At 69.2% G+C, this 22,968-nt stretch carries 20 protein-coding genes and 1 riboswitch; of the genes, 9 read left to right on the top strand and 11 right to left on the bottom strand.

Annotated elements, in window-relative coordinates; translation table 11 throughout:
- Positions 1-20: 20 nt before the first annotated feature.
- From gluQRS to ABZ195_RS21675, 5 genes are read right to left on the bottom strand one after another with little or no spacing between them, the layout of a single operon-like run.
- Positions 21-893, bottom strand: a complete 873-nt coding sequence (gluQRS, locus tag ABZ195_RS21695; RefSeq protein WP_355221409.1) for a tRNA glutamyl-Q(34) synthetase GluQRS — start codon at positions 891-893, stop codon at positions 21-23.
- A gap of 15 nt (positions 894-908) precedes the next feature.
- A complete protein-coding gene (locus tag ABZ195_RS21690; protein ID WP_355221407.1) occupies positions 909-1,667 on the bottom strand; it encodes a GntR family transcriptional regulator in 759 nt (252 codons plus the stop codon).
- Between the two features lie 50 nt (positions 1,668-1,717).
- A complete protein-coding gene (gene fabG / locus ABZ195_RS21685; RefSeq protein WP_355221405.1) occupies positions 1,718-2,497 on the bottom strand; it encodes a 3-oxoacyl-ACP reductase FabG in 780 nt (259 codons plus the stop codon).
- Between the two features lie 39 nt (positions 2,498-2,536).
- The gene (locus ABZ195_RS21680; protein WP_355221403.1) at positions 2,537-3,547 is read right to left on the bottom strand and encodes a phosphotransferase; all 1,011 of its coding nucleotides are present in this window, start codon (positions 3,545-3,547) and stop codon (positions 2,537-2,539) included.
- 2 nt (positions 3,548-3,549) lie between these two features.
- The gene (locus ABZ195_RS21675; protein ID WP_355221665.1) at positions 3,550-4,821 is read right to left on the bottom strand and encodes an aminotransferase class III-fold pyridoxal phosphate-dependent enzyme; all 1,272 of its coding nucleotides are present in this window, start codon (positions 4,819-4,821) and stop codon (positions 3,550-3,552) included.
- A gap of 208 nt (positions 4,822-5,029) precedes the next feature.
- Here ABZ195_RS21675 and ABZ195_RS21670 point away from each other — a divergent pair, with 208 nt between their 5' ends.
- From ABZ195_RS21670 to ABZ195_RS21645, 6 genes are all read left to right on the top strand, one after another.
- The gene (locus tag ABZ195_RS21670; RefSeq protein ID WP_355221401.1) at positions 5,030-6,559 is read left to right on the top strand and encodes an APC family permease; all 1,530 of its coding nucleotides are present in this window, start codon (positions 5,030-5,032) and stop codon (positions 6,557-6,559) included.
- 70 nt (positions 6,560-6,629) lie between these two features.
- Positions 6,630-8,858 carry a propanediol/glycerol family dehydratase large subunit gene (locus tag ABZ195_RS21665; protein ID WP_355221664.1) on the top strand — a complete coding sequence of 743 codons (2,229 nt, stop codon included), beginning with the start codon at positions 6,630-6,632 and terminating at the stop codon, positions 8,856-8,858.
- Positions 8,855-9,190, top strand: coding sequence for a diol dehydratase small subunit (locus tag ABZ195_RS21660; RefSeq protein WP_355221399.1), 336 nt, complete (start codon positions 8,855-8,857; stop codon positions 9,188-9,190). The genes ABZ195_RS21665 and ABZ195_RS21660 overlap by 4 nt, the downstream gene beginning before the upstream one ends.
- Positions 9,191-9,195: 5 nt before the next feature.
- Complete coding sequence (locus tag ABZ195_RS21655; protein WP_355221663.1) at positions 9,196-10,890, top strand: diol dehydratase reactivase ATPase-like domain-containing protein; 1,695 nt, start codon at positions 9,196-9,198, stop codon at positions 10,888-10,890.
- A 138-nt stretch (positions 10,891-11,028) separates the two neighbouring features.
- Complete coding sequence (locus tag ABZ195_RS21650) at positions 11,029-12,390, top strand: HNH endonuclease signature motif containing protein (RefSeq protein ID WP_355221398.1); 1,362 nt, start codon at positions 11,029-11,031, stop codon at positions 12,388-12,390.
- Between the two features lie 372 nt (positions 12,391-12,762).
- Positions 12,763-14,871, top strand: a complete 2,109-nt coding sequence (locus tag ABZ195_RS21645; protein WP_355221396.1) for a PGRS repeat-containing protein — start codon at positions 12,763-12,765, stop codon at positions 14,869-14,871.
- Between the two features lie 152 nt (positions 14,872-15,023).
- Here the strand turns inward: ABZ195_RS21645 and ABZ195_RS21640 are convergent, their stop codons facing one another.
- The 6 genes from ABZ195_RS21640 to ABZ195_RS21615 all read right to left on the bottom strand — a co-directional run bounded on the left by ABZ195_RS21640 (position 15,024) and on the right by ABZ195_RS21615 (position 20,174).
- Entirely contained in the window at positions 15,024-16,097 is a 1,074-nt protein-coding gene (locus ABZ195_RS21640) for an ATP-dependent DNA ligase (RefSeq protein WP_355221394.1), read from the bottom strand.
- A gap of 218 nt (positions 16,098-16,315) precedes the next feature.
- Positions 16,316-16,579 carry a hypothetical protein gene (locus ABZ195_RS21635; RefSeq protein WP_355221392.1) on the bottom strand — a complete coding sequence of 88 codons (264 nt, stop codon included), beginning with the start codon at positions 16,577-16,579 and terminating at the stop codon, positions 16,316-16,318.
- Positions 16,580-16,719: 140 nt separating this feature from the next.
- Positions 16,720-17,286 carry a hypothetical protein gene (locus tag ABZ195_RS21630; RefSeq protein WP_355221390.1) on the bottom strand — a complete coding sequence of 189 codons (567 nt, stop codon included), beginning with the start codon at positions 17,284-17,286 and terminating at the stop codon, positions 16,720-16,722.
- Positions 17,273-18,022 carry an energy-coupling factor transporter transmembrane component T gene (locus ABZ195_RS21625; RefSeq protein ID WP_355221661.1) on the bottom strand — a complete coding sequence of 250 codons (750 nt, stop codon included), beginning with the start codon at positions 18,020-18,022 and terminating at the stop codon, positions 17,273-17,275. The genes ABZ195_RS21630 and ABZ195_RS21625 overlap by 14 nt, the downstream gene beginning before the upstream one ends.
- A gap of 29 nt (positions 18,023-18,051) precedes the next feature.
- Complete coding sequence (locus ABZ195_RS21620) at positions 18,052-19,542, bottom strand: ATP-binding cassette domain-containing protein (protein WP_355221389.1); 1,491 nt, start codon at positions 19,540-19,542, stop codon at positions 18,052-18,054.
- The gene (locus tag ABZ195_RS21615) at positions 19,539-20,174 is read right to left on the bottom strand and encodes an ECF transporter S component (protein WP_355221387.1); all 636 of its coding nucleotides are present in this window, start codon (positions 20,172-20,174) and stop codon (positions 19,539-19,541) included. The genes ABZ195_RS21620 and ABZ195_RS21615 overlap by 4 nt, the downstream gene beginning before the upstream one ends.
- A riboswitch (TPP riboswitch) is annotated at positions 20,168-20,277 on the bottom strand. (Overlaps the previous gene by 7 nt.)
- Before the next feature lie 79 nt (positions 20,278-20,356).
- On the opposite strand from ABZ195_RS21615, the gene ABZ195_RS21610 reads away from it, so the two are divergent.
- From ABZ195_RS21610 to ABZ195_RS21600, 3 genes are read left to right on the top strand one after another with little or no spacing between them, the layout of a single operon-like run.
- Complete coding sequence (locus ABZ195_RS21610; protein WP_355221660.1) at positions 20,357-21,487, top strand: ATP-dependent DNA ligase; 1,131 nt, start codon at positions 20,357-20,359, stop codon at positions 21,485-21,487.
- Positions 21,488-21,489: 2 nt separating this feature from the next.
- Positions 21,490-22,632: a non-homologous end-joining DNA ligase gene (ligD, locus tag ABZ195_RS21605; RefSeq protein WP_355221386.1), complete on the top strand. Its 1,143-nt coding sequence runs from the start codon at positions 21,490-21,492 to the stop codon at positions 22,630-22,632.
- Complete coding sequence (locus ABZ195_RS21600; protein ID WP_355221384.1) at positions 22,601-22,894, top strand: hypothetical protein; 294 nt, start codon at positions 22,601-22,603, stop codon at positions 22,892-22,894. The genes ligD and ABZ195_RS21600 overlap by 32 nt, the downstream gene beginning before the upstream one ends.
- Positions 22,895-22,968 lie beyond the last annotated feature (74 nt).

Genomic DNA, 22,968 nt, shown 5'->3' with positions numbered 1-22,968 from the left:
GGGCACGCATAGGGTTTTCCTCAGTCGGGCTGGTAAATCCAAGGTTCTCGTGGCAGGCGGGCCGGGTCGAATTCGGCGAGCATCCCGTCCACCGTCGTCGCGGAGTACCCCAGTGAGGCGGCGATCAGTGCCACCGCGTGGGGCGTTCCGAGCTCGGCGAGGGTGACGGCGCCGTCGCGCTTGGCCAACCGCTTGCCGTCGGCGTTGAGCACCAGCGCGACGTGGGCATAGGTCGGCGCCCGGTGGCCGAGCAGCGCGCCGAGGTAGGCCTGTCGCGGCGAGGACGGCAGCAGATCGTCGCCCCGCACCACCTGGTCGACGCCCTGGGCGGCGTCGTCGACCACGACGGCGAGGTTGTAGGCCGGGACGCCGTCACCACGGCGCAACACGAAGTCGTCGACCACCCCGGTGTAGCTGCCGCGCAGTAGATCGGTGACGGTGTATTCGGCGACCTCGGATCGCAGCCGCACCGCGGGTGGCCGCCCGGTGGTCGCGCGCGCAACGCGTTCGGCATCGGTGAGGTCGCGGCAGGTGCCGGGATACGCGCCCTCCGGAGCGTGCGGTGCACGCGGCGCGGAGAGGATATCCCTTCTGCTGCAATGACATTCGTAGGTCATGCCACGAGCGGTCAGGTCCTCGACCACCGCGGCGTACCGCGCCTCGTGGTCGGCCTGGCGCTCCGGCGCGGCGTCCCACGTCACGCCGATCGCGGCCAGGTCGTCGAGTTGGCGCTGCGCGACGTCGTCCTTGGCGCGGTCGTCGAGATCCTCGACGCGCACCAGGAAGCGCCGTCCGGTGGAACGGGCGAACAGCCAGGCCAGGACCGCCGTGCGCAGATTGCCGACGTGCAGATCGGCCGACGGGCTCGGGGCGAATCGTCCGGCGGGTGTCATCGACGACCTCTCGGGTCAGCTGTGCAGCGCCACGGTCGCCGCGGCGACGGGCGAGTGCACACCGATGCCGCGGCCTTGCACGGTCACACCCAGTCGGGTGCGGTCACCGCGGAACAGGTCGCGCGAGAATTCGCACGGCGCGTCGTTCTGGTCGAAGGTGACGCGGGTGATCAGCAGGAGGGCCGACCGCGCCTTGACCGCGAGCAGCGACGCCTCCTCCGGCGTGGCGTTGACCGCCTCGATCCGCTCGTCGGCTCGGGAGGTGACGAGTCCGTAGTCGTTCTCGAGGATCTCGTAGATGGAACCGCCGAGTTGCTTCTCCAGCAACCCGGGAAACGACTCGGCGGGGAACTGCGCCAACTCCAGCGAGATGGGGGAGCCGTCGGCCAGGCGAACGCGCTGGATCTCGACGATCAGATCCGTGGCGCCGATCTGCAGGGCCGACTGGGTGGTGCGGTCGGGCGCGGCGATCTTGGTCGCCAGCACGCGGGTGCCCGCGACGTAACCCTGGTTGGCGAGGAAGGCGGGCACCCCCACCACGTTGGCCAGGCTGCGCTGCACCTGAGCGTGGCTGATGAAGATGCCACCCGCGCGACCGATCACGCGGTGGACCAGCCCCGCCTCCTCCAGCGCGGCGAGCATCTGGCGCAGGCTCGAGCGGCTCGTCGAATACCGCTCGGCGAGATCGCGTTCGCTGCCGAGCTTCGAGCCCGGGACGCCGGCGTTGATGTCGGCGACGATGCGACGCCGCAGTTCCTCGGTCGACTTCGTCAACAGTGGACCCCCGCTCGATTCGGCTAGACCAATTCTAGGGGGTCGCGGCGCTACTGCTCCGCGATCGCCGCCTGGGACTCGGGCAGGATCTGGCCTCCATCGACGACCAGCGATTGCCCGGTGACGTAACCGGCCTCGTCGGTGGCGAAGAACAGCGCGGCGTTGCCGATGTCGGCCACCGTGCCGAGGCGCCCCGCGGGGATGGACGCGGTCATTTGGTCCATGTAGTCCTGGCCCATCTCGACGAGGCCCTCGGTGATGATGTTGCCGGGCAGCACGGCGTTGACGGTGATGTTCTTGGGCGCCAACTCCATTGCCGCAGTGCGGATGAAGCCGAGTTGGGCGGCCTTGCTTGCGCCGTAGTGCGACCACCCGGGGTACCCGGTGTAGGGGCCGGTGATCGACGACGTCACGACGACGCGACCGTGGCCGCTGTCGGTCAGCGCAGACAGCGCGGCCTGGATGATGTAGACCGTGCCCTTGAAGTTGACCCCGAGCACCTCTTCGAGGTCCTCGGGGGTGAGGTCTTCGAGTCGGGCCGACGGGAAGATTCCCGCATTCGCGCACACGATGTCGAGTCCGCCGTGACGCTGCACCGCCGCGGCGACGACCTTCCGGCAGTCCTCGGGGCTGGTGACGTCTGCCGCGACGCCGGTCACCGTGCCGGGCGCACCGGCGAGTGCCGTGACGGCGGCATCGACGTCGACCTGGCTGCGACCAGTGATGACCACGTTGACGCCGGCGGCCGCGAACGTCTCGGCGATGCCGCGACCGATGCCCCGGCTGCCGCCGGTGACGATGGCCGTTCGGCCCTGCAGTGACTGGAACATGTGTTGCCTTTCAATGCCTTTGGGCGTTGGGGGTGAACGTCAGGCCAATCGGAGGCCGTTGGAGCCGAGGTAGCGCTCGGCGAGGTCGCAGCTGCCCTTGGCGTAGGTGATCGACATGGCCTGGGACTCCCTGGAGTGACCATGCGAACCCATCCAAGCCAGCAGGAGCAGCCGGCGCAGCAGGACGAACGACGGCAGCATCGCCTCGTCGGACGCCGGGAGCGGGCGCCTGGTCCGATAACCTGCCGCCCACGCGTCTTGCCATTCGGGCACCGCCGGATCGTCCTCGAAGAAGGACACCGCGGTGCCGAAGTCGTAGAAGTGCCAACCGAATCCGCAGTCGTCGAAGTCGATGACCGTGATCTTGCCGGCGGTGCCCGGGCCGTCGACGAGCAGATTGGCCAGCCGCAGGTCGGCGTGCACGAGCCCGAAGACCTCCGGTCCGGTCCCGTAGTCGTCGAGCCGCCGTCGGAGCAGGTCGCGCGCCGGGTCGAGCACCCGCCGCTCGGCCTCGCCGACTCCGGTGGCATCCTCCCAGCGGCCCCAGCGTGGTCGATCGCCGAGGCTGTGCTGCCAGTCCCACGAGAACCGCTTGAACCCCGACGGTCGGGTCCAGGTGGTCGAATGGTCGTGCAGCGCAGCGGTGATGCGGCCCAGGGTGTGGAAGTCCGTCGCGGTGAGCGCCTTCTCGTCGGGCTCGGTGCCCGCGACCATCTCGAAGTGCACGACGTACCGGGCGGTCCCGTCCTGGTCCACGGTGACCACCCGACTGCCGTCACGCGCGGGGCGCACGACGGGGACGGTGACGTCTGCGTCGCGTCGCAGCGCGTCGAGCCAGTCGAGCTCGGACTCGATCTCCGACCGGCTGTGGTAACCCTTGCGGTGGACGCGCAGGATCGACCGGACCCCGGTGTCGTCGTCGACGACTTCGTAGGTCGCGTTCTCCGACAGGTTCAGCAGACGCAGGCTGGCGCGGGCGGGCCGCTCGTAGTCCGACAGCGCGGCTCTCGCGATGTCGACCTCGTCGGAGACGAATCCCGCCTGGGTCATGCCTATCCCGCCTTCGCTGCCACGGCGGCCTTGCCGACTGCCACGTCCAAGCGTTCTAGCACGTCGTCGCACAGTTCGCGAGTCATGAGCAGACCCGGCTTGAATTGCAGCACACGGGGATCGAGCGTGGAGAAGATGGCCCACACGCCGTTCTCGTACAGTTCGCGCATCACGAACTTCGCGCCCTCGGGGTGGTCGAACTCCAGTCCGATGATCACCCCGTTCTGCCGGATGCCGACGAACCAGTCGGCGTTGTCGGCTTGGATGCGGGCCAATCCCCGAGCGAAGACGTCGGTGATGGCGTGCACGTTGTCCCGGACTTCGGGGCGGCCGGTGATCTCGAGGGTCTTGATGGCGGCGACGCAGCCGAGCTCCGCCCCACCGAAGGTCGAGATGTGGGCGAAGCCGTCCTCGTCGAGCCACTGTGCGGCCCGCTCGCCGAGCATCGCCGCGGTGATCGGATACATGCCGCCGGAGAGGCCCTTGCCGGAGACCATGATGTCGGGTTCGATGCCGTGCTTGGTGATGCCCCACATCTCGCCGGTGCGCATCAGGCCGGTCTGCACCTCGTCGGCGATGTAGAGCGTGTCGTGACGCTCGGTGAGCTCCTTGACCGCTTCGAGGTAACCCACTGGGGGAAGCGGGAATCCGTAGGTCGCGGGGATGGTCTCCATGATGACGGCCGCGACGTCGCCGGACGCGAGGGCCTGCTCCATCGCGTCGACGTCACCGAAGGGCACCTGTACGAACTCGTCGGGACGGTCGGAGAGGAACAGCTTGGAGAAGCGGTCGTCGCCGGTGGCGACGGCGAGCCCGGTGTGGCCGTGGTAGGCCTTGATGATCGACACGATCTTGCGACGCTTGGTGGCGTGCCGCGCGCTCTTGAGGGCGATGTCGATGGCCTCGCCTCCGCCGGAGCCGAAGGCCACCTTGGTGATCGACGCGGGCGCCGACTCGACCAGGCGCTGCGCCAAGGCCGTGCGAGCCACCGAGGGGAAGTGGTGGTTGCCGACGTCGAAGTGGTCCATGGCCTCGATCAGGGCGGCCTTGATCTCCGGGTTGCGGTGACCGAGGTTGTAGGTGCCGCCGTTGAGGTGCATGTCGATCAACTGGCGACCGTCCATGTCCCAGAGGTGGTAACCCTCGCGACGGTCGATGACCAGATCGACTCCCGCGTCGGTCCAGAACTGGGTCTTGTCGGGATTCCAGTACTTCTTCGCCTGTTCGAGAACCTGGGCCTTGGACTCGAACGAGAACGTGCCGTAGTCGAACAACGTGGACTCCCTGCCCTGAGACGGCTCGCGCACGCGCTGGCTGCGAGGCACCCCACCCTAAAAAGGTTGGACCATTTCTGTCAATGGACAGCCGGAACGGTTGCGCGATCTATTTGGTGGTGCCAATATACGGAAGTTCGACTGTGGGCCACAGCACACCGGGTCACCGCCGGACCCCACGTCGCTCCCTCGGAAGGTGACTCCCCAGATGACCGATCAAGTCGTATCTCGCGACGAGAACACCGGTGACGTCCAACGGCTGAAGCGCAACGCCGTCGGCACCGTCGGTGTCATCTTCATGGCGGTGGCCACCGCCGCGCCGATCACCGCGATGGTCGGCAACGTCCCGATCGCCGTAGGTTTCGGCAACGGATCGCACGCGCCCGCCGGCTACATCGTCGCCACCGTCGTGCTGGGTCTGTTCGCCATCGGTTACGCCACCATGGCCAAGCACATCACCGCCACCGGCGCGTTCTACGGCTACATCTCCCACGGACTCGGCCGCGTGATCGGCATGGCCAGCGGACTGCTGATCACCATGGCCTACATCGTGTTCGAGGCCTCCCTGATCGGCATCTTCTCGTTCTTCTTCCAGAACCTGTTCAAGTCGCAGTTCGACGTCACCGTGCCCTGGTTGGCGCCCGCGATCCTGATGATGGTGCTCAACTGCATCCTGACCTACTTCGACGTCAACCTGACGGCCAAGGTGCTCGGCGTCTTCCTGGTGACCGAGATCGTGATGTTGTCCCTCGGCGCACTGGCGGTGCTGTTCAAGGGCGGCGGCCCCGACGGGTTCGCCGTCGCCGAGACGCTCAACCCCATCGGTGCGTTCACCCCGGCCGCGGTCGCCGGCGCCAGCGCCGGCCTCGGACTGTTCTTCGCGTTCTGGTCCTGGGTCGGCTTCGAATCCACCGCGATGTACGGCGAGGAGTCCAAGGATCCCAAGCGAATCATCCCGCGCGCCACCATGATCAGCGTGCTCGGCGTCGGCATCTTCTACGTCTTCGTGTCGTGGATGGCGATCGCGGGCACCGGCCCCGCCAAGTCGGTGGAGCTGGCCCAGAGTGCCGACACGTCCTCGGAGATCTTCTTCGGCAACGTGCGCAGCACCTACGGCGAGTGGGCCATCACGTTGTTCAACATCCTGCTGGTGACCGGGTCCTTCGCCTGCGGCATGGCCTTCCACAACTGCGCGTCGCGGTACCTGTATGCCCTTGGCCGCGAGGGCCTGTCGAAGGGGCTGCAGAAGTCGATCGGCGCCACCCATCCCACCCACGGATCGCCGCACATCGCGTCCTTCGTGCAGACCGGCATCACGCTGGTCCTCATCCTGGCCTTCTACTTCGCCGGCATGGACCCCTACATCCACATGTACACACTGCTGGCGATCCTCGGCACGATGGCGATCCTGGTGGTGCAGGCACTGTGCGCCTTCGCGGTGATCGCCTACTTCCACTTCCACAAGAACCACCCGTCGAGCGCACACTGGTTCAAGACGTTCCTGGCGCCCCTGCTCGGTGGCATCGGCATGCTCTACGTGGTCTACCTGCTGTGGGAGCACAAGGACGCGGCCGCAGGTGCGGCATCGGGCACGCTGCTGTTCAAGCTCACCCCGTGGATCGTGGTCGTGCTGTTCGTCGTCGGCGCGGCGATGGCGCTGTACTTCAAACTGCGCGATCCGCGACGGTATGATCTGATCGGTCGAATCGTGTACGAGGACAACGTAGTACGAGACTAGGGCGGTAACGGTCGTGGACGATGACTCACACCGCACCGAAGACCGCTCCGCCGATCTCGACCAGGGGCGGATGCGCGTCCTGGATGCCAAGCCGGTCAACCTCGACGGCTTCAGCGTCACCAACCCCGCCCTCGGGCTGGTGGCCATGCAGAGCCCGTTCGACCCCGAACCGTCGCTGAGACTGGAGGACGGACCCGAGGGCAGGCGGGTCGTCGAACTGGACGGCAAGTCGGTCGACGAGTTCGACGTGATCGACGAATTCATCGCCCTCTACGGCCTCGATCTCGCCGTGGCCGAGGAGGCGATGGCGACCGACGAACAGGCGTTGGCTCGCATGACGGTGGACTTCAACGTCCCGCGGTCCGAGGTGGTGCGGCTGTTCGCCGGTCTCACGCCGGCCAAGATGGCGCGCGTGGTCGCGCTGCTCTCCCCGGTCGAGATGCAGATGGCCATGACCAGGATGCGGGCCCGGCGCACGCCGAGCAACCAGGCCCACGTGACCAACCAGCTCGACGACCCGCTGCTGATCGCCGCCGACGCGGCCAGCGCCGTCGCCTACGGTTTCCGGGAAGTCGAGACCACGGTGCCGGTGCTCGGGGACGCGCCGTCGAATGCGGTCGCGTTGCTGATCGGCAGCCAGGTCGGCGTCCCGGGTGCGATGGCCCAGTGCTCGATCGAGGAGGCGCTGGAGCTGCGGTTGGGCCTGCGCGGGTTGACCAGCTACGCCGAGACCATCTCCCTCTACGGCACCGAGCAGGTGTTCGTCGACGGCGACGACACCCCGTTCTCGAAGGCGATCCTCACCTCGGCCTACGCCTCGCGCGGGCTCAAGATGCGGGTCACCAGCGGCGGCGGCGCCGAGGTGCTGATGGGCGCGGCCGAGAAGTGCTCCATCCTCTACCTGGAGTCGCGCTGCGTCTCGCTGGCCCGGGCGCTGGGCTCCCAGGGTGTGCAAAACGGTGGCATCGACGGCGTCGGTGTGGTGGCCTCGGTGCCCGACGGAATGAAGGAGCTGCTCGCCGAGAATCTGATGGTCATGCTGCGCGATCTCGAATCGTGTGCGGGCAACGACAATCTGATCTCCGAATCCGACGTCCGACGAAGCGCCCACACGCTGCCGGTGCTGCTGGCCGGGGCCGACTTCATCTTCTCGGGATTCGGCTCGATCCCGCGCTACGACAACGCCTTTGCGCTGTCGAACTTCAACTCCGACGACATGGACGACTTCCTGGTCCTGCAACGCGACTGGGGCGTCGACGGTGGGCTTCGCACCGTCGCGGTCGAGCAGTTGGCGCGCGTACGTCGGCGCGCCGCCACGGCCGTGCAGGCCGTCTACCGAGACCTCGGTCTGGCCGACTTCGACGACGAGCGCGTCGACGCGGTGGTCGTGGCCAACGGTTCCCGCGACCTGTCACCGGGTGACCCGAAGGCGGTCGCAGAGGCCGCCACCGCCATCGAGGCCAAGCAGCTGACGGTGTTCGACGTCATCGCCTCCCTGAAGCGAACGGGGTACGACGAGGAAGCCGACGCCATCATGGCGCTGACCCGCGAGCGGTTGCGTGGTGACCAACTGCAGACCTCGGCCATCTTCGACGCGGACTTCCGGGTGCTCTCGAAGATCACCGATCCCAACGATTATCGCGGCCCCGGCACCGGTTACACCCTGACGGCGCAGCGGCGTGCCGAGATCGACGCGATCCGCCAAGCCCGCACGGCCGACGAGCTGACCGCCGACCAGGCCGAGCATCAGGGTCACGTCACCTTCGACGACGTCGAGATCGCCAGGCAGGGGAGCGATCCCCGCGAGGTGTGCATCGGGCTCTCGCCTGCCCTCGGGCGCTCGGTGTGGCTGTCGCTGTGTGGCCTGACCGTCGGCGAGGTGCTCCGTCAGATCGCCGCCGGTTTGGAGGAGGAGGGCTGCGTGCCCCGACTGGTGCGGATTCGGTCGACCATCGACGTCGGCATGATCGGGCTGACCGCTGCCCGGCTGTCGGGATCGGGCATTGGAATCGGCCTGCAGGGCAAGGGAACCGCGCTGATCCACCGCCGCGACCTGTCACCCCTGGCCAATCTGGAGCTGTTCAGCGTGGCACCGCTGCTGACCGACCGGATGTACCGCGAACTGGGGAAGAACGCGGCGCGGCACGCCAAGGGAATGGCTCCCGTGCCGATCTTCACCGGTGGTACCGACGAGTCCATCTCGGCGCGCTACCACGCGCGTGCGGTGGCGCTGGTCGCCCGCGAACGCGAGGCCAGCGAACCGGGCCAGCCGCCGATGACCGTCCGGATGACCCGATGAAACCCGAGGACTTCACCGTCGAGGCAGCGGTCAACGGCAACCTCGGTCTCGCCGATCTCCGGATGGACCCGGCCACCCTCGCGCATCAGGCCGTCGTCGCCGAGGAGGGCGGCAACCCGCAACTGGCCGAGAACTTCCTTCGCGCAGCCGAACTCGCGCTCATCGACGATGAAGACGTCATGAGACTCTACGAGGCGCTGCGCCCCCACCGCTCGACCGTCGAGGAGTTGGAGTCGCTGCGGGTCTCCCTCGAGACGCGTGGTGCCGCGCGGTGCGCCGAACTGGTCCGCCAAGCTGCTGCCGTCTACGCCCGCCGGGGCCTGCTGCGGTGACGGCCGTGGTCGCCGGGGTGGACGTCGGCAACCACACCACCGAGATCGTCGTCGCACGGGTGAGCGGTGGTGCGGTCGAACGGGTGGTGCACGGGCAGGCACCCACCCGCGGCCGCAAGGGTTCCGCCGAGTCGCTGGAGGGCGCCGCGGCGCTGCTGCATAAATTGCAGGTCGAGGCCGGTGTCGAGGTGGACGAAATCCTTCTGGCCGCACTGCGACCGGTGGACACGGCGACCGCGCCACTCCCGCCGCCGACCTCCCCGCGCTCGCCGGTGCGCAGCCTGCGCGCCGTCGACGCGAGCACCCCCGCGGGCACGGGATTCGGCGTCGGACGGCACCGTCCGCTGCACAGCCTTGGTGGTGACGTAATCAGCGGTCCCGCAATCGTTTCGGTCGACCGAGACACCGACTTCGAGGTCGCCGCACGGGAGATCGACGCCGCCGTGGCGCGAGGCTGGGCCGTCGTCGGGGTAATCGCCGCGCAGGACGACGCCGTGCTCATCCGCAACCGCATCTCGGTCGACGTACCGGTGGTCGACGAGGTCGCGCTCGACGGCGTCGAACCCGGTGCACTGATCGCCGTCGAGGTCGTCGCCGAGGGCCGTGCCTACCGCGCCATGGCCGACCCGATCGCACTGTGCGTCGCCCTCGAGTTGGGCCACGACCACATCGCCGAGGTCGCCGAATTCACCAGGGAGCTGGCCGATTCCCCGGCCCTGGCGGTCACGCCGCGAACCGGACCACCCGAGCCGCCTGCCGTCGACGACGACTACGTCGACTGCATGGTCGACGGTGAGGTGGTGCGGTACTCACCCGCCCAGGCGCACGTCGTCCTGCGACTCTCGCCACCCGGCACCGTGGTCGAGGTGCGACTCGGGGCGGTGCGGTCGGCGCGAGACGGCCTGGCCGTCGATGACGCGTTCTTCACCGACCTCTCCTCCATCGACGACGGGGCATGGTTGCGGCGAGGCGTCGCCGACACTCGCGGAACCGTCGTCGCGCTGCTCGCCGCCGACCTGGTCGCCGACGCCGCGGAGACTCTGGCGCGGCTGACCGGCCGTCCGACGCGGACCGTCGCCGGCGAACCGGCCGCCGCGGCCGCCGGCGCACGCACGACCCCCGGGTTGCCACCGGGCACCGTCGTCTGCGACATCGGCGGCGGCACGATCGATCTCATCGGCGAGGGCCGGGAGGTGACCGCGGCCGGCGCGGGTGAGGCGATCACGACGGCCGTCGCCAGGGTGCTCGGCGTTCCCCGGGCTCTGGCCGAACGGGTCAAGCGGACGCCCGCCCTGCGGGTGGAGGGGCCGCACGTGGCCCATGAGGAGGACGGTCGCCGGCTGTTCCTCGACAGCCCGGCGCCCGCCGACGCGATCGGCCGGTTGTGCACCCGCGGCAGCGCGGGCCTGGTGCCGTTCTCCCACAAACTGGCTGCCGAGGAATGGCGCAGTCTGCGGTTGGCCGTCAAGCAGGAGACCGTCGCGGCCAACATCGTCCGCTGCCTACGGGCCTTCGACGCGCCGCCGCCCGCGCTGGTGCTGGCCGGGGGAGGGGCGCTGGACGACGAGCTGCTGCGCACCGTCTCCGAGGCCCTGCGCGCCACCGCGACGGTGGTGGGCCGCGCCAACGTCGACGCCCGTCACGGACCGCGCTTCGCGGTGGCGTCGGGGCTGGTGCACCTGTACGCCGCCGACCACTGACCCCTCCTCCTCCGCGACACGCCTACCGAATGTGGCTCTCGACGCACGCTCGCCAATCGTTCAAAACCCCTGTGTCACTTCGGTTTCACTGGTCACAGCCCCGGCTTTTCTGTCGGTGGGTCGAACTAGTGTTCGGGTATGAGTTCGGATCGGGTCGCCGCCGCGGTTGCCGCCTACACCGCGGCGGTCACGGAGTTGGTCGTCCTGGACTGTGACGGGTTCACCCACCCCGAACTGCTCGAGCTGCTCGGTGAGATCCAGACCGCGGCGTGGCGGGTACCGACGCTGGAGCACCAAGTCTTGGCCCGGCTCCTGCGCGAGGTCTCCCCGACCGAGCTGGGCTCGAAGTCGCTGAAGTCGGTGCTGACGCAGCGGCTGCGGATCTCCGGCCGCGAGGCCACCCGGCGGCTGGCCGAGGCCACCGATCTGGGGCCGCGGACTTCGTTCACCGGCGAGGCGATGGCCCCGCTGCTCGCTCGGACCGCCGCCGCCCGCGCCGCCGGCACGATCGGCCCGGAGCACGTCGAGGTCATCCGCACCTTCCTCGACGATCTGCCCGGCTGGGTCGACCCCGTGACGCGGGAGCAGTCCGAGGCCTCCCTGGTGCGCATCGCCACACAAACCGGACCGCAGACTCTACGCCAGGACGCCGCCACCCTGGCCACCCTGATCGATCAGGACGGCCCCGAACCCGACGATCAGCACCGCGCCCGTAAACGCCGCCTGCTCCTGGGTCCGCAAGGACCCCATGGGATGAGCCGCATCACCGGCTGGGTCACCCCCGAGTTCCGCGCCACCCTCGAACCCATCATCGCCAAACTCGCCGCCCCCGGCATGTGCAACCCCGACGACGAGCACCCGTGCACCTCCGGCACACCGTCGCAAGCCCAGATCGACGCCGACGGCCGCACCCTGGGGCAACGCCAGCACGACGCGCTCATCGCCGTCGGCCGCTCCGCGTTGGCCTCCGGCGAGCTGGGTCAGCACAACGGCCTGCCCGTCACCGTGATCGTCTCCACGACCGTGCAGGACTTGGAGAAGGCCGCCGGATCGGGTGTCACCGCGGGCGGGACGCTGCTGCCGATGGGTGACCTGATCCGAATCGCCTCGCACGCCATCCACTACCTGACCGTGTTCGACACCCACACCAACGAAGCGCTGTACTGCGGGCGGTCCAAACGCATCGCCCCGAAGGCCCACCGCGTCGTGCTGCACGCCCGAGACCGGGGGTGCACCAAGCCCGGCTGCACCGTCCCGGGCTACGGCACCCAGGTCCACCACACCAACGGGTGGGCCAAGGGCGGACAAACCAACATCGACGAAGAAGTCCTGGCCTGCGGCGCCGACAACCGCCTCGCCGAAGCCGGCTGGACCGTCATCCTGCGCAACGGGATCGCCGAATGGATCCCGCCGCCCGAACTCGACGTCGGGCAAGCCCGCATCAACTACCACCACCACCCCGGCCGACTCCTCGGCCAGGAGGGCGATGACGCTTGCTGACGACTAGAGACAAAGGGAATGCGCTTGCGGACCCGGGCGGTCGTGGTCTCACAGCAGTCGCAGCTCGTTCCGGAACTTCTGCGCTGGCATGTCCGACGTGATGGGCAGCACCGGCCCCGCGGTGCGGCTCGGATCGCCTTTGGCGGCAGGACGTTGCGAACTGTTGGCGGCGTCGGGAGATAGGTAGCCCCGAACGCAAGAGAAAGGTGCGTCGGCTTGGTCAGACTGCACGATAAGAACCCGCTCAGCGATCCAGGAACGCCGATGTTTACATATGCGGCCTCACGATGCTAGTTTGCCCGAAGCGCTCGATCCAAGGATTCTGAGGAGTTCCGACATGACCGGTATGCACGCCATCTCGCGAGTCGGAGCATGATGACGCAGCGGTGCCTGCGCCTCCTGCCGATGTTGACCGTGGGCGCCGCGTTGACCGGCACGGGTCTGCTGCTGGCGGGTCCGGCACACGCCGACACCGGCGCGAACGATAACGCGACCCGCGACGCGGCGAGCCAGTCGGTCGACCTGATGCTGGCGTCCACGCCGCTCCCGTGGTGGGTCATCGATCCGTCGAGGCACTCGGCGACCGATCGCGGTGGCAAATCGACGGTGGGTTCGACTCCTGGGCTCTATGCGTTGATGGTGCCCTCGGTGTCCGGCGTTGCCCCTGCGGCGCCCGACCCCTTCGCGGCGCTCATCGGTGCCTTCATCGGCAATGGTGCGGACGCCGCCGCAGACTGCGTCGGAACGGCCTGCAACGGCGGAAACGGCGGCTTCTTCTTCGGCAACGGCGGCCGCGGCGCCAATGGTGGCCGCGGCGGCGACGCCGGGCTCATCGGCAACGGCGGCATGGGCGGCGACGCCACCGTTGCTGGAGCGACCGGCGGGGACGGTGGCCGAGGCGGCTTGCTGATCGGAAATGGCGGCGACGGCGGTCGCGGAGGCAAGGGCATAGCTGGAACCACCGGTGTGGCGGGCGCTGACAGCACCGCCGTTGGCGCCGCGGGCGAGAAGGGGACGAACGGCGTCGACGGAGCGCGCGGCGACGACGGGACCGACGGGGTCGACGGAGACCCCGGGACACGTGGTGTCGATGGCATGAGCGCCAACGGCGTGAACCCGACGCCCGGGCCACCCATGGGCCCGCCCGGCACCACCGGGGCGAACGGCGGGGTGACGCCGAACGGCGTCCTGGGGCTTCCGGGCAGCGCAGGTGGGCTCGGTAATCCCGGCGGGACCGGCGGCAACGGCGGCAACGGTAGTACTGCGGGAGGACCCGGCGGTGCCGGCGGGGGCGGGGTCGCCGGCTCTACCGGAGGCACCGGCGGGACCGGTGGCAGCGGCGGTACGAGAGGCGGAGACGGCGGACCGGGCGGAGCCGGCGGAGCGGGAGCCACCGGAGGTACCGGCGGCACCGGCGGTTACGGAGGAACCGGCGGTGGAACCGGCGGAATGGGCGGGACCGGCGGAGCGGGTGCCACCGGAGGAACCGGCGGCCAGGGCGGCCGAGGCGGCAACTTCGGCGGCGTCGGCGGAACGGGCGGCACCGGTGGCGTCGGCGCGGCCGGCGGCGTCGCCGGCAACGGCACCAACGGCACCAACGGCACCGACGGCACGAACGGCACGAACGGCACGAACGGCGGACAGGGCGCCGATGGCGCCACCGGCGGGGCAGGAGCGAAGGGCGGCGACGGCACTGCGGGCGGTGCGGGCACAGCCGGTCTCGCCGGCGGCGCCGGCGGAAAGGGTGGAGCGGCTGGCCTGTTCGGTTCCGGTGGCGCCGGTGGTTCGGGCGGCTCGGGCGGCACCGGGGGGAGCGGCGGGAGTGGCGGATCGGGTGCGAACGGCGGCGTCGGAGGCGCCGGCGGCGACGCGGGCAACGGCGGTGACGGCGGTACCGGCGGCGACGCGGGCAACGGAGGCACCGGCGGCGACGGCGGCTCCGGCGGCGACGCCAACGGTGCGAATGGCGGCAACGGTGGGGACGGCGGTCACGGCGGCGCAGGCTCTGTCGCGAACGGTCCCGCCGGTGCTGGCGGCGCAGGGGGTGCGGGCGGCGCGGCGGGCACGCCCGGACTCGGCGGCACCGGCGGATCGGGTGGCGCCGCCGGGCAAGCCGGGGCCGGCGGGGCCGGCGGGGCGGCCGGCCAAGCAGGCGCAGGTGGCGCAGGTGGCTCCGGGGGCACTGGCGGCGCAGGCGGCCAGGGCGGCGCAGGCGGCCAGGGTGGTCGAGGCGGCGCGGGCGGCGGCGCCATCTTCGGCAGCACCGGCAGCCAAGGCAGCACCGGCGCCACCGGAGCCACGGGAGCCACCGGCGGCAAGGGTGCCGATGGACTCGCAGGAGCAACTGGATCCATTGGGGCACCAGGAAATCCGGGATCAAGCGGTGCCAGCGGCAAGGCTGGCACCAGCTCGAACGGGGCCAATGGAGCGTCGGGGACTGCGAGCAATGGAGCCGACGGCGCCACGGGCAAGAACGGCTGACGCTCGGCCAATCGAGGCCGGGACGGCGCCGAAGGCAAGCGGCTCGAAGGCCACGCGTGGGGTGGTTGACTGGTGCCTACGCCCTGGACCCCGGCGTGACGACGTATCTTGCGGAGTCCTCCCTCGCTGAGGATGCGCGTGGCTACCGCGGGTCAGGTCGGACCGAGGCCCGAGACGATGTCGCGCAAGTCGAAGGTCATCGGGACCTCGAGTTGGGAGTAGGTGCAGGAGCGCGGCTCACGGTCGGGTCGCCACCGATTGAACTGTGCGGTGTGACGAAATCTCTCGCCCTCCATGTGGTCGTAGCGAACCTCGACCACGCGTTCAGGCCGCAACGGCACGAAGGAGAGGTCCTTGCCTGCGCTCCACCGCGAACCGGCCGAACTCTGCTTCAGGGTGGGGTTGTCCGCGGCGTGTGCCGCCCAATTCCACGGATGATCGCTGAAGGTGGTCGTCAGCGGCTGCAGTTCGGTGAAGAGTTGGCGCCGCGTGGCCATCGGGAAGGCGCCGATCACGCCGACCGACGCCAGGGCGCCGTCGTCGCGATACAGCCCGAGCAGAAGCGAGCCGACGGCGTCGTCCCCGGACTTGTGCACACGGTAGCCGGCGACCACGCAGTCCGCGGTGCGCCGATGCTTGATCTTGTACATCACGCGTTTGTCCGGCTGATAGGTCACGGTGAGCGGCTTCGCGACGATGCCGTCGAGCCCCGCGCCCTCGAACTGCTCGAACCATCGCTCGGCGGTCACCGGATTCGTCGAGGCGGGGGTGACGTGGAAGGTGGGACCGCAGGCGGCCATGGCCTTGACCAAGGCGGCTCTGCGCTCCGCGAACGGCCGACCCGTGTAGTCGGTCTCGCCGAGCGCGAGCAGATCGAAGGCGATGAACGAGGCGGGCGTCCGTTCCGCGAGCAGGCGCACCCGGGATGCCGCGGGGTGCAGACGCAACTGGAGTGTCTCGAAGTCCAGACCGCGCTCGCCGGCGATGACGATCTCTCCGTCGATCACGCAGCGGCTCGGTAACTCGATCATCGCCGCCGACACCAGCTCCGGAAAGTAGCGCGTGAGGGGGCGCTCATTGCGGCTGCCCAACTCGACCTCGTCGCCATCGCGAAAGCAGATGGACCGGAACCCGTCCCACTTCGGCTCGTAGGACGCGTCGGGCGGGATCTCCGTCACCGACTTCGCCAGCATCGGCGACACCGGCGGCATCACGGGTAGCTGCATGACCTCATTGTTGCGCGCGGGAGGTGGCCGGGTTGAGTCGCACCGGCCGCGATGACAGTGCCGCACGGCTGCGGTCTACGTGAGTATGGAACCCGTGGACCTTCCCGTTTAGCTCCCCGTCGAACCGATGCTGGCCAAGGCGACGCCGTAGACCTTGGACTACGAGGACCAGCTCCTCGACGTCGGTCGAGGAGTCGGTCAGAAGATGGACCTCGGGCTCAGAGATCGAATTCGACGGGCTCGGTCCCCTCGGGCATGAGGCTTTTCCACAGATCGCTCGGGCTGCCGTTGGCGGCGGTACGGAACTCTTCCCAGTACCACTCGGAACCCAACAGCTGCTTGACGCGCGGAATGGCGATGCCGTCGGGCCCGGTGTAGTAGCGGACCTTCTCGTTCTTGCCGTCGGTGACCGCTTCGACGATCCCTCGTGCGGTGACCGAGGGCTTCGAACCACCGCCCTGCATCGCAAAGAATCGCTGCATTCCCGGTTGGTAGTCGGCAGGAACATCGAGAGCCTGGTCGATCTTGGTGAAGATGCGCGTGGCGTGAGCTCCCGGGAAGATTGCTTTCGCCGAGGCGGAGCATCGGCCGGACCGTCGGCAGGACGGGCAGCTTCACGCCGTCATTCTGGCACTGGGTCCCGCGCGGTCCAGACAGATCCGTCCGGTGCCTCCGTCACCACCCAGTCGGCGGCCGACCGCGGATCGTGACACGCGAGGTAGACCTCCTCCTGGGCGGCCCACCGGTCCCAGTGGGGCCGATAGGTGTCACCGTCGCGCAGCAGTGCGCGCTGCTTGCGCTCAACGTCGGGTGTCTCGACCCAGATGCCCACGTCGGCCAGTGCGCGGCTCCGCGCGTCGAGCGCGCCGACGCCCTCGACGATCAACCGCTGGTCGGGGTCGACGGTGTGCCAGCGGCCCGGGACGTCGCGCACCCAGTTCCAACTGCGCCAGCGGCCGGGCAGGCCCTCGTGGCGGGGAGCCAGCAGTTCGTTCCTGACGTGCTCGACGGCCCAGGCCAGCCCGTCCCACCCGGGGTAGACGTCGTCCAGCCGCAGGATCTGGCTGCCGTCCCACCGCCGCCGCAGATCCTTGGCCAACGTGGTCTTGCCCGAGCCGGACCGGCCGTCGACGAGGACCGTCCGCGCCCCGGACTCGGTCAACCCGCGGGCGACGTCATCGAGTGGCAATGAGGTTCCAATGCCCCGTGCCGACCGACGTCGCGATCGCCACCGCGACGATGGCGAAGCCCGCGGCGATCAACGCGACCTCCCGCCGTCCGAACGGCGACGGCCGAGCCCAGGTGCGCGTCGGATGCGCGCCGAAACCCCGTGCCTCCATCGCCGTGGCCAACGTCGACCCGCGACGGATCGCAGAGACCAGCAGTGCGAAGGCTTGGCCCGCAACACGTCTCACGCGTGCCTGGTCGGCAACCCCGCGGGCCCGTCGTGCATACCCGAGGTAGCGCCAGTCCTCGCCGAGCAACCCCACCAGGCGGACGCCGGCCAGGGCGCCGAGCACGAAGCGTGCGGGAAGTCGTAGCACCTGCCCCAGACCGTCGGCGAGTTCGGTCGGTTCGGTGCCGACGAACAGCAGCACCGACGGCAGGGCGATGGCCAGCACCCGCAGAAAGGTGGCCACCGCCAACGTGATCGAGCCGTCGCTCACGTTGACGAGAAGGAAGTGCCAGTGCACCACGCCCCGTGACTCGCCGTAGAGCAAAATGGTCACCGCCGTCAGTGCGGCCGCCACCGCCACCATCGCCGAACGGACGAGCATGGTGCGCAACGGAACTCGCAACGCCAGCAGGAGAACGGCCTCCAGGACCAGGGCGGTCAGGGCCGACACCCAGTCGACGCTCAGCACCAACCCGACGGCGATCACCAAGGCGGCGGCGAGCTTCGCGACCGGGTTGACCGTCGCCAGGCGACCCGGGGCGACCTCGACGGCGGTGCTCAGCACGGGACGTCCGACGCGGTCTCCGCGTGCCACGCCCCCAGCTCGACCCGTTGGTCGGCCAGTAGGCGGGCGAAGTCCAGGTCGTGGGTGACCGCCACGACGGCGGTTCCGTCGTCGGCGATCTCGGCGAGCAGCCGCACCAGTTCTTCCCAGGTGTTGCGATCCTGACCGAAGGTTGGCTCGTCGAGGATGACCAGTTCCGGTGCGGTGGCCAGGACCGTGGCCACCGACAGTCGGCGCTGTTCTCCGCCGGAGAGCGTGTAGGGGTTCACCTCGGCGAGGTGGGTGAGGTGCAACCGGTCCAGCAGCGAATCGCAGACCTCGGCGACGGCGATCTCGTCCTTCTTCAGCGCGCGCGGTCCGAGCGCCAGCTCGTCGCGGACGGTGGCGGTGAGGAATTGGTGTTCGGGATTTTGGAACACGCTGCCGATGCGGGTGAGCAGTTCCCGGGACTTCCAGGCGACGGGGGACCGGCGTCGCGGCGTGGGAGCGAAGGCCTCTGCGGCGGTCAGCGTGCCACCCCGCGGCGGCAGCAGTCCGCCGAGCGTGAGCGCCAGCGCGGACTTTCCGGTTCCGTTCGGACCGGTGACGACCGTGACCGACCCACGGTCGACGTGGAATCCGAGATCGTGTGACCCCTCTCCGGCGCGGTAGCCCACCGACAGGTTGGCGGCCTCGAGCAGCGCCGCCCCCGGGGGGTGCCGGCGGACCAGAGCGGGAAGATCCTTCCCGGGCAGCCAGACGCCGGCCCGAGCGAGCAGGTCGTGCTCCCGAGCCAGGGTGTCCTCGGGCGGCCCGTCGGCCACCACCCGTCCGTCCTCGCCGAGGACGACCACGCGGTCGACCACGGGAAGCCACACCGCGGTGCGGTGTTCGACCACGACCAGCGTCGCACCGGTCGACTCGGCGGCGGCCGCGACGGCGTCGCGGACCTCGACCACCCCGGCCGGATCTAGGTTGGCGGTGGGCTCGTCGAGCAGGATGAGCCCGGGGTTCATCGCCAGCACCCCGGCCAGCGCCAGCCGCTGTTGCTGCCCACCCGAGAGTGCCGACGTCTCGCGGGACAGCGGAACGTCGAGACCGACGGCGGCCAGTGCCCGTCGGACCCGCGGCCAGATGGCCGGGCGTTCGACGTTGAAGTTCTCCATGCCGAACGCCACGTCGTCACCGACCCTCGAGAGGATCACCTGCGAGTCGGGGTTCTGCAGCACCATGCCGATGCGGCTTCGGCGCGTCGCCGGGGGTGCCCCGTCGACCAGGAGTCGGCCGGCCTCGTCACCGTCCTCGCCGCTGTCAAGCAGACCGGCAAGTCCGTGCAGCACAGTCGATTTGCCCGATCCGCTGGCCCCGAGCAGCAGCACCCGCTCGCCCGGTTCGATGGTCAGGTCCAGCCCCTTGCACGCCCACCGCCCGCGGCCGGCGTGCCGCCAATGCCAGCCCTGGGCGGACACCGAGACGCCGCCGCACGACGACGGCGGGACGTTCATCGGGGCAGGTCGGTCCGGGATCCCACTCTGCCGGCCGGAAAGCGGGACAGTGCACCGGTCTTCGCCAGACCGCGCACGACGAACCAGGACAGAGCGCCGGCAAGGACTGCGCCCGAGACGATCGCGGCGACGACGTAGATCGCCGAGAACGCGGCGGCCGAACCGGGATACCAGAGGGTCAGGTCGTTGATCGCGAGAGCGAGGCCCGCGACCGCTCCGGACAACACGGCGACCGGCAGATTCCATCGGCGATAGAGGAACACGGCGAACACCAACTCGGCCCCGAGTCCCTGCACCAACCCCGACTCCAGGGTCAGCACGCCCCACTGGTTGCCGACGAGCGCCGAGACGGTGGCGGCGACCAACTCGCCGTACAGCGCGGCGCCGGGCTTGCGGATCACCAGGGCGGTGAGCACCCCCGCGAACAGCCATCCGCCACCCACCAGCGCCTGGAGGCCGGGCAGCGCGGCGCCCAGCGGGGCGGCGATCGGATTCGACGCGACGTTCCACAGCACGAACACCAGTCCGGCCGCGACGGCCAGGACGCTGGCGACGACGATGTCCACGACACGCCAGCGATGGGGGCTGCGCGCGGTGCCGGTGGGCTGTTGGGAAACGGTCTCTGAACTCATCTGCTTTCACTCCCTACGCCGGCATGATCCGGTCAGGTTCGTACGGTCGACGGCGCCAGCCGTCCTCTCAGCGCACTTCGCGTGCACTCCCGTGTGGCTCTTCACGCTCAATCTAGCCCAGTGCTGGTCGGATGCGAAGTCGGTGCCGATGACATTGATTGGCCGGGGCGGTCTGCGTGTATATGAGAACCATGGACCTCCCCGTGATGCCGCCCGTCGAGCCGATGCTCGCCAAGGCGGCTGCCCAGGTGCCCATCGGGGCGAGCGGAGCGACGGGGAAGGCGGCAGGGGCGAGCGGAGCGACGGGGAAGGCGGCAGGGGCGACGGGGAAGGAAGCTGACGAGGGGACGTGGTCCTACGAGCCGAAGTGGGACGGCTTCCGGGCGCTGGCGTTCCGCGACGGCGACGAGGTGGTGCTGCAGTCGCGCAGCGGCAAGGAACTCGGCCGGTACTTTCCCGAGTTGCTCGACTCGCTGCGCGACGAACTCGCGCCCCGATGCGTGCTCGACGGCGAGGTCGTGGTGCCGCGGGAGTTCGCCGGCCGCGTCCGGCTGGACTGGGAGTCGTTGAGTCAGCGCATCCACCCGGCCGACAGTCGGATCACGATGTTGGCCGAACAGACGCCCGCGCACTTCATCGGCTTCGACGCGTTGGCCACCGGGGACCGGTCGCTGCTCGCCGAACCGTTCTCCGTTCGGCGCGAGGCGCTGCTCGACCTCGTGTCGGAGAAGACGTGGTGTCACGTCACCCGGACCACCCACGACCCCGAGCTCGGCACGCAGTGGCTCACCACGTTCGAGGGCGCGGGCCTCGACGGCGTGATCGCCAAGCGGCTCGACGGGCACTACCTGCCCGGCAAGCGAGACATGATCAAGGTCAAGCACAAGCGCGACGCCGACTGCGTCGCCATGGGGTACCGCATCCACAAGAGCGGGGAGGGCGTCGGGTCGGTGCTGCTTGGTCTGTACCGCGACGACGGCGAGCTGCAGATGGTCGGCGGCGCAGCCTCCTTCAGCGTCAAGGATCGCATCAAGATGCTGGCCGACCTCGAACCCCTGCGCGACGGCGACGTACGCGACGGCGATCCGAGCCGGTGGAACTCCGCCGCCGACAAGCGGTGGATCCCGGTGCGACCGGAGAAGGTCGCCGAGGTGGCCTATGACCAGATGGAGGGCAACGGCCACACCGACCGGCGGTTCCGCCACGCCGTCAAGTTCGTCCGCTGGCGTCCGGACCGAGAGCCGTCGAGCTGCACGTTCGGGCAGTTGGACGTACCGCTCAACTACGACCTGTCCGACGTATTGGAGGGCTAGGAATGGCGAGTCCCGCAACGGAAGTCGACGTCGACGGCGTAGCCGTCCGGCTCACCAGTCCGGACAAGGTGTACTTTCCCAAGCTGGGCGCCGGTGGCACCAAACGCGTCCTGTTCGACTACTACCTGGCCGTGGCCGGGCCAATGGTGGCGGCGCTGCGGGACCGACCCACTCATCTGCAGCGGTTCCCCGACGGGATCGACGGGGAGGAGATCTACCAGAAGCGAGTGCCCGCAAAGCATCCCGACTACCTACAAACCTGCCAGGTCACGTTTCCGTCGGGGCGCACCGCCGACGCGTTGAAGGTGACGCACCCGTCGGCGATCGCGTGGGCCGCGCAGATGGGCACCGTCACCTTCCACCCGTGGCAGGTCCGCTGTCCCGACGCCGAACACCCCGACGAACTTCGCGTCGACCTCGACCCCCAGCCAGGCACCGACTTCGACGACGCCGCCGAGATCGCCGTCGAGGTGCTCAAGCCCATCCTCGACGAACTCGGAATCGTCGGTTATCCGAAGACCTCTGGCGGTCGCGGCGTGCACGTCTTCATCCGGATCGAGCCGGACTGGGACTTCATCGCGGTGCGACGGGCGGGCATCGCCCTGGCCCGCGAAGTCGAGCGGCGCGCACCCGACCGGGTCACGACGTCGTGGTGGAAGGAGGAGCGGGGCACGCGGTTGTTCGTCGACTACAACCAGAACGCCCGGGACCGCACCTTCGCATCGGCCTACTCGGCGCGCCGCACCCAGATCGCCACGGTGTCGACGCCGCTGTCCTGGGCAGATCTCTCGACCGCCGATCCCGACGACTACACCATCGCCACGGTGCCGAAACTCATTGCCACACGCAAGGATCCGTGGGCCGAGATCGAATCGGTGGCACATTCGCTGGAGCCGTTGCTGGAGATGGTGGCCGCCGACGAGGAACGTGGACTCGCCGACCTGCCGTACCCGCAGCACTTCTCTAGGAAGTGGCTATGTGCGGGCGTGTCGGGCGGGATCAAGTCGGGAATCGGCCTACGTTGTGGGGGTGCTCTCCGCTGCCGCACCAGCAAAAACGTGGACAGTTCTGACCACAACACGGCGGGAGACTTGGCCGACGGGGTACTCCACCGTGCTGGACGCCTGCAATTCGGTAAACCCTGACGAGTACCCGCTGGGGGTCGCGAAGGGCACGCCAATTCTGCTCTCAGGCAACGGTGAGCTCGATGGATGGCTGGTGCTCTACTTCAATTCGTGCCCAGAGTTCACCTCGCTGGATTTGTCGTCCAGAAAGACCTATGCGCTCGAGATCGGCATGTGGTGTGGCTTTCTGGGGAAACAGGTTGATCCGCTGACCTGGCTAGAAGCGACGGAAGACGACTTCATTGACTACAAGATCCGGCGAACGGGTCTGCTGCACGAATAGGTGACATCTGAGTTGGCTTGCCCGGGACGGGTGGGCTGAGAGGATGTCCAAGTGCCCAGGCCCTATCCCCAAGA

It is taken from the genome of Mycobacterium sp. NPDC006124 (assembly GCF_040614235.1).
In the GTDB taxonomy this organism is placed as follows: domain Bacteria; phylum Actinomycetota; class Actinomycetes; order Mycobacteriales; family Mycobacteriaceae; genus Mycobacterium.
Note: the sequence above shows the minus strand (reverse complement) of the source record. Positions and strands in the feature narration are given on the sequence as shown.

What these genes read in the sequence shown, in the direction of transcription:
- gluQRS (WP_355221409.1), bottom strand. Translation starts at nt 893, where the DNA reads ATGACACCCGCCGGACGATTCGCCCCGAGCCCGTCGGCCGATCTGCAC.
- fabG (WP_355221405.1), bottom strand. Translation starts at nt 2,497, where the DNA reads ATGTTCCAGTCACTGCAGGGCCGAACGGCCATCGTCACCGGCGGCAGC.
- ABZ195_RS21680 (WP_355221403.1), bottom strand. Translation starts at nt 3,547, where the DNA reads ATGACCCAGGCGGGATTCGTCTCCGACGAGGTCGACATCGCGAGAGCC.
- ABZ195_RS21670 (WP_355221401.1), top strand. Translation starts at nt 5,030, where the DNA reads ATGACCGATCAAGTCGTATCTCGCGACGAGAACACCGGTGACGTCCAA.
- ABZ195_RS21665 (WP_355221664.1), top strand. Translation starts at nt 6,630, where the DNA reads ATGCGCGTCCTGGATGCCAAGCCGGTCAACCTCGACGGCTTCAGCGTC.
- ABZ195_RS21660 (WP_355221399.1), top strand. Translation starts at nt 8,855, where the DNA reads ATGAAACCCGAGGACTTCACCGTCGAGGCAGCGGTCAACGGCAACCTC.
- ABZ195_RS21650 (WP_355221398.1), top strand. Translation starts at nt 11,029, where the DNA reads ATGAGTTCGGATCGGGTCGCCGCCGCGGTTGCCGCCTACACCGCGGCG.
- ABZ195_RS21645 (WP_355221396.1), top strand. Translation starts at nt 12,763, where the DNA reads ATGATGACGCAGCGGTGCCTGCGCCTCCTGCCGATGTTGACCGTGGGC.
- ABZ195_RS21640 (WP_355221394.1), bottom strand. Translation starts at nt 16,097, where the DNA reads ATGCAGCTACCCGTGATGCCGCCGGTGTCGCCGATGCTGGCGAAGTCG.
- ABZ195_RS21635 (WP_355221392.1), bottom strand. Translation starts at nt 16,579, where the DNA reads ATGCAGCGATTCTTTGCGATGCAGGGCGGTGGTTCGAAGCCCTCGGTC.
- ABZ195_RS21620 (WP_355221389.1), bottom strand. Translation starts at nt 19,542, where the DNA reads ATGAACGTCCCGCCGTCGTCGTGCGGCGGCGTCTCGGTGTCCGCCCAG.
- ABZ195_RS21615 (WP_355221387.1), bottom strand. Translation starts at nt 20,174, where the DNA reads ATGAGTTCAGAGACCGTTTCCCAACAGCCCACCGGCACCGCGCGCAGC.
- ABZ195_RS21610 (WP_355221660.1), top strand. Translation starts at nt 20,357, where the DNA reads ATGAGAACCATGGACCTCCCCGTGATGCCGCCCGTCGAGCCGATGCTC.
- ligD (WP_355221386.1), top strand. Translation starts at nt 21,490, where the DNA reads ATGGCGAGTCCCGCAACGGAAGTCGACGTCGACGGCGTAGCCGTCCGG.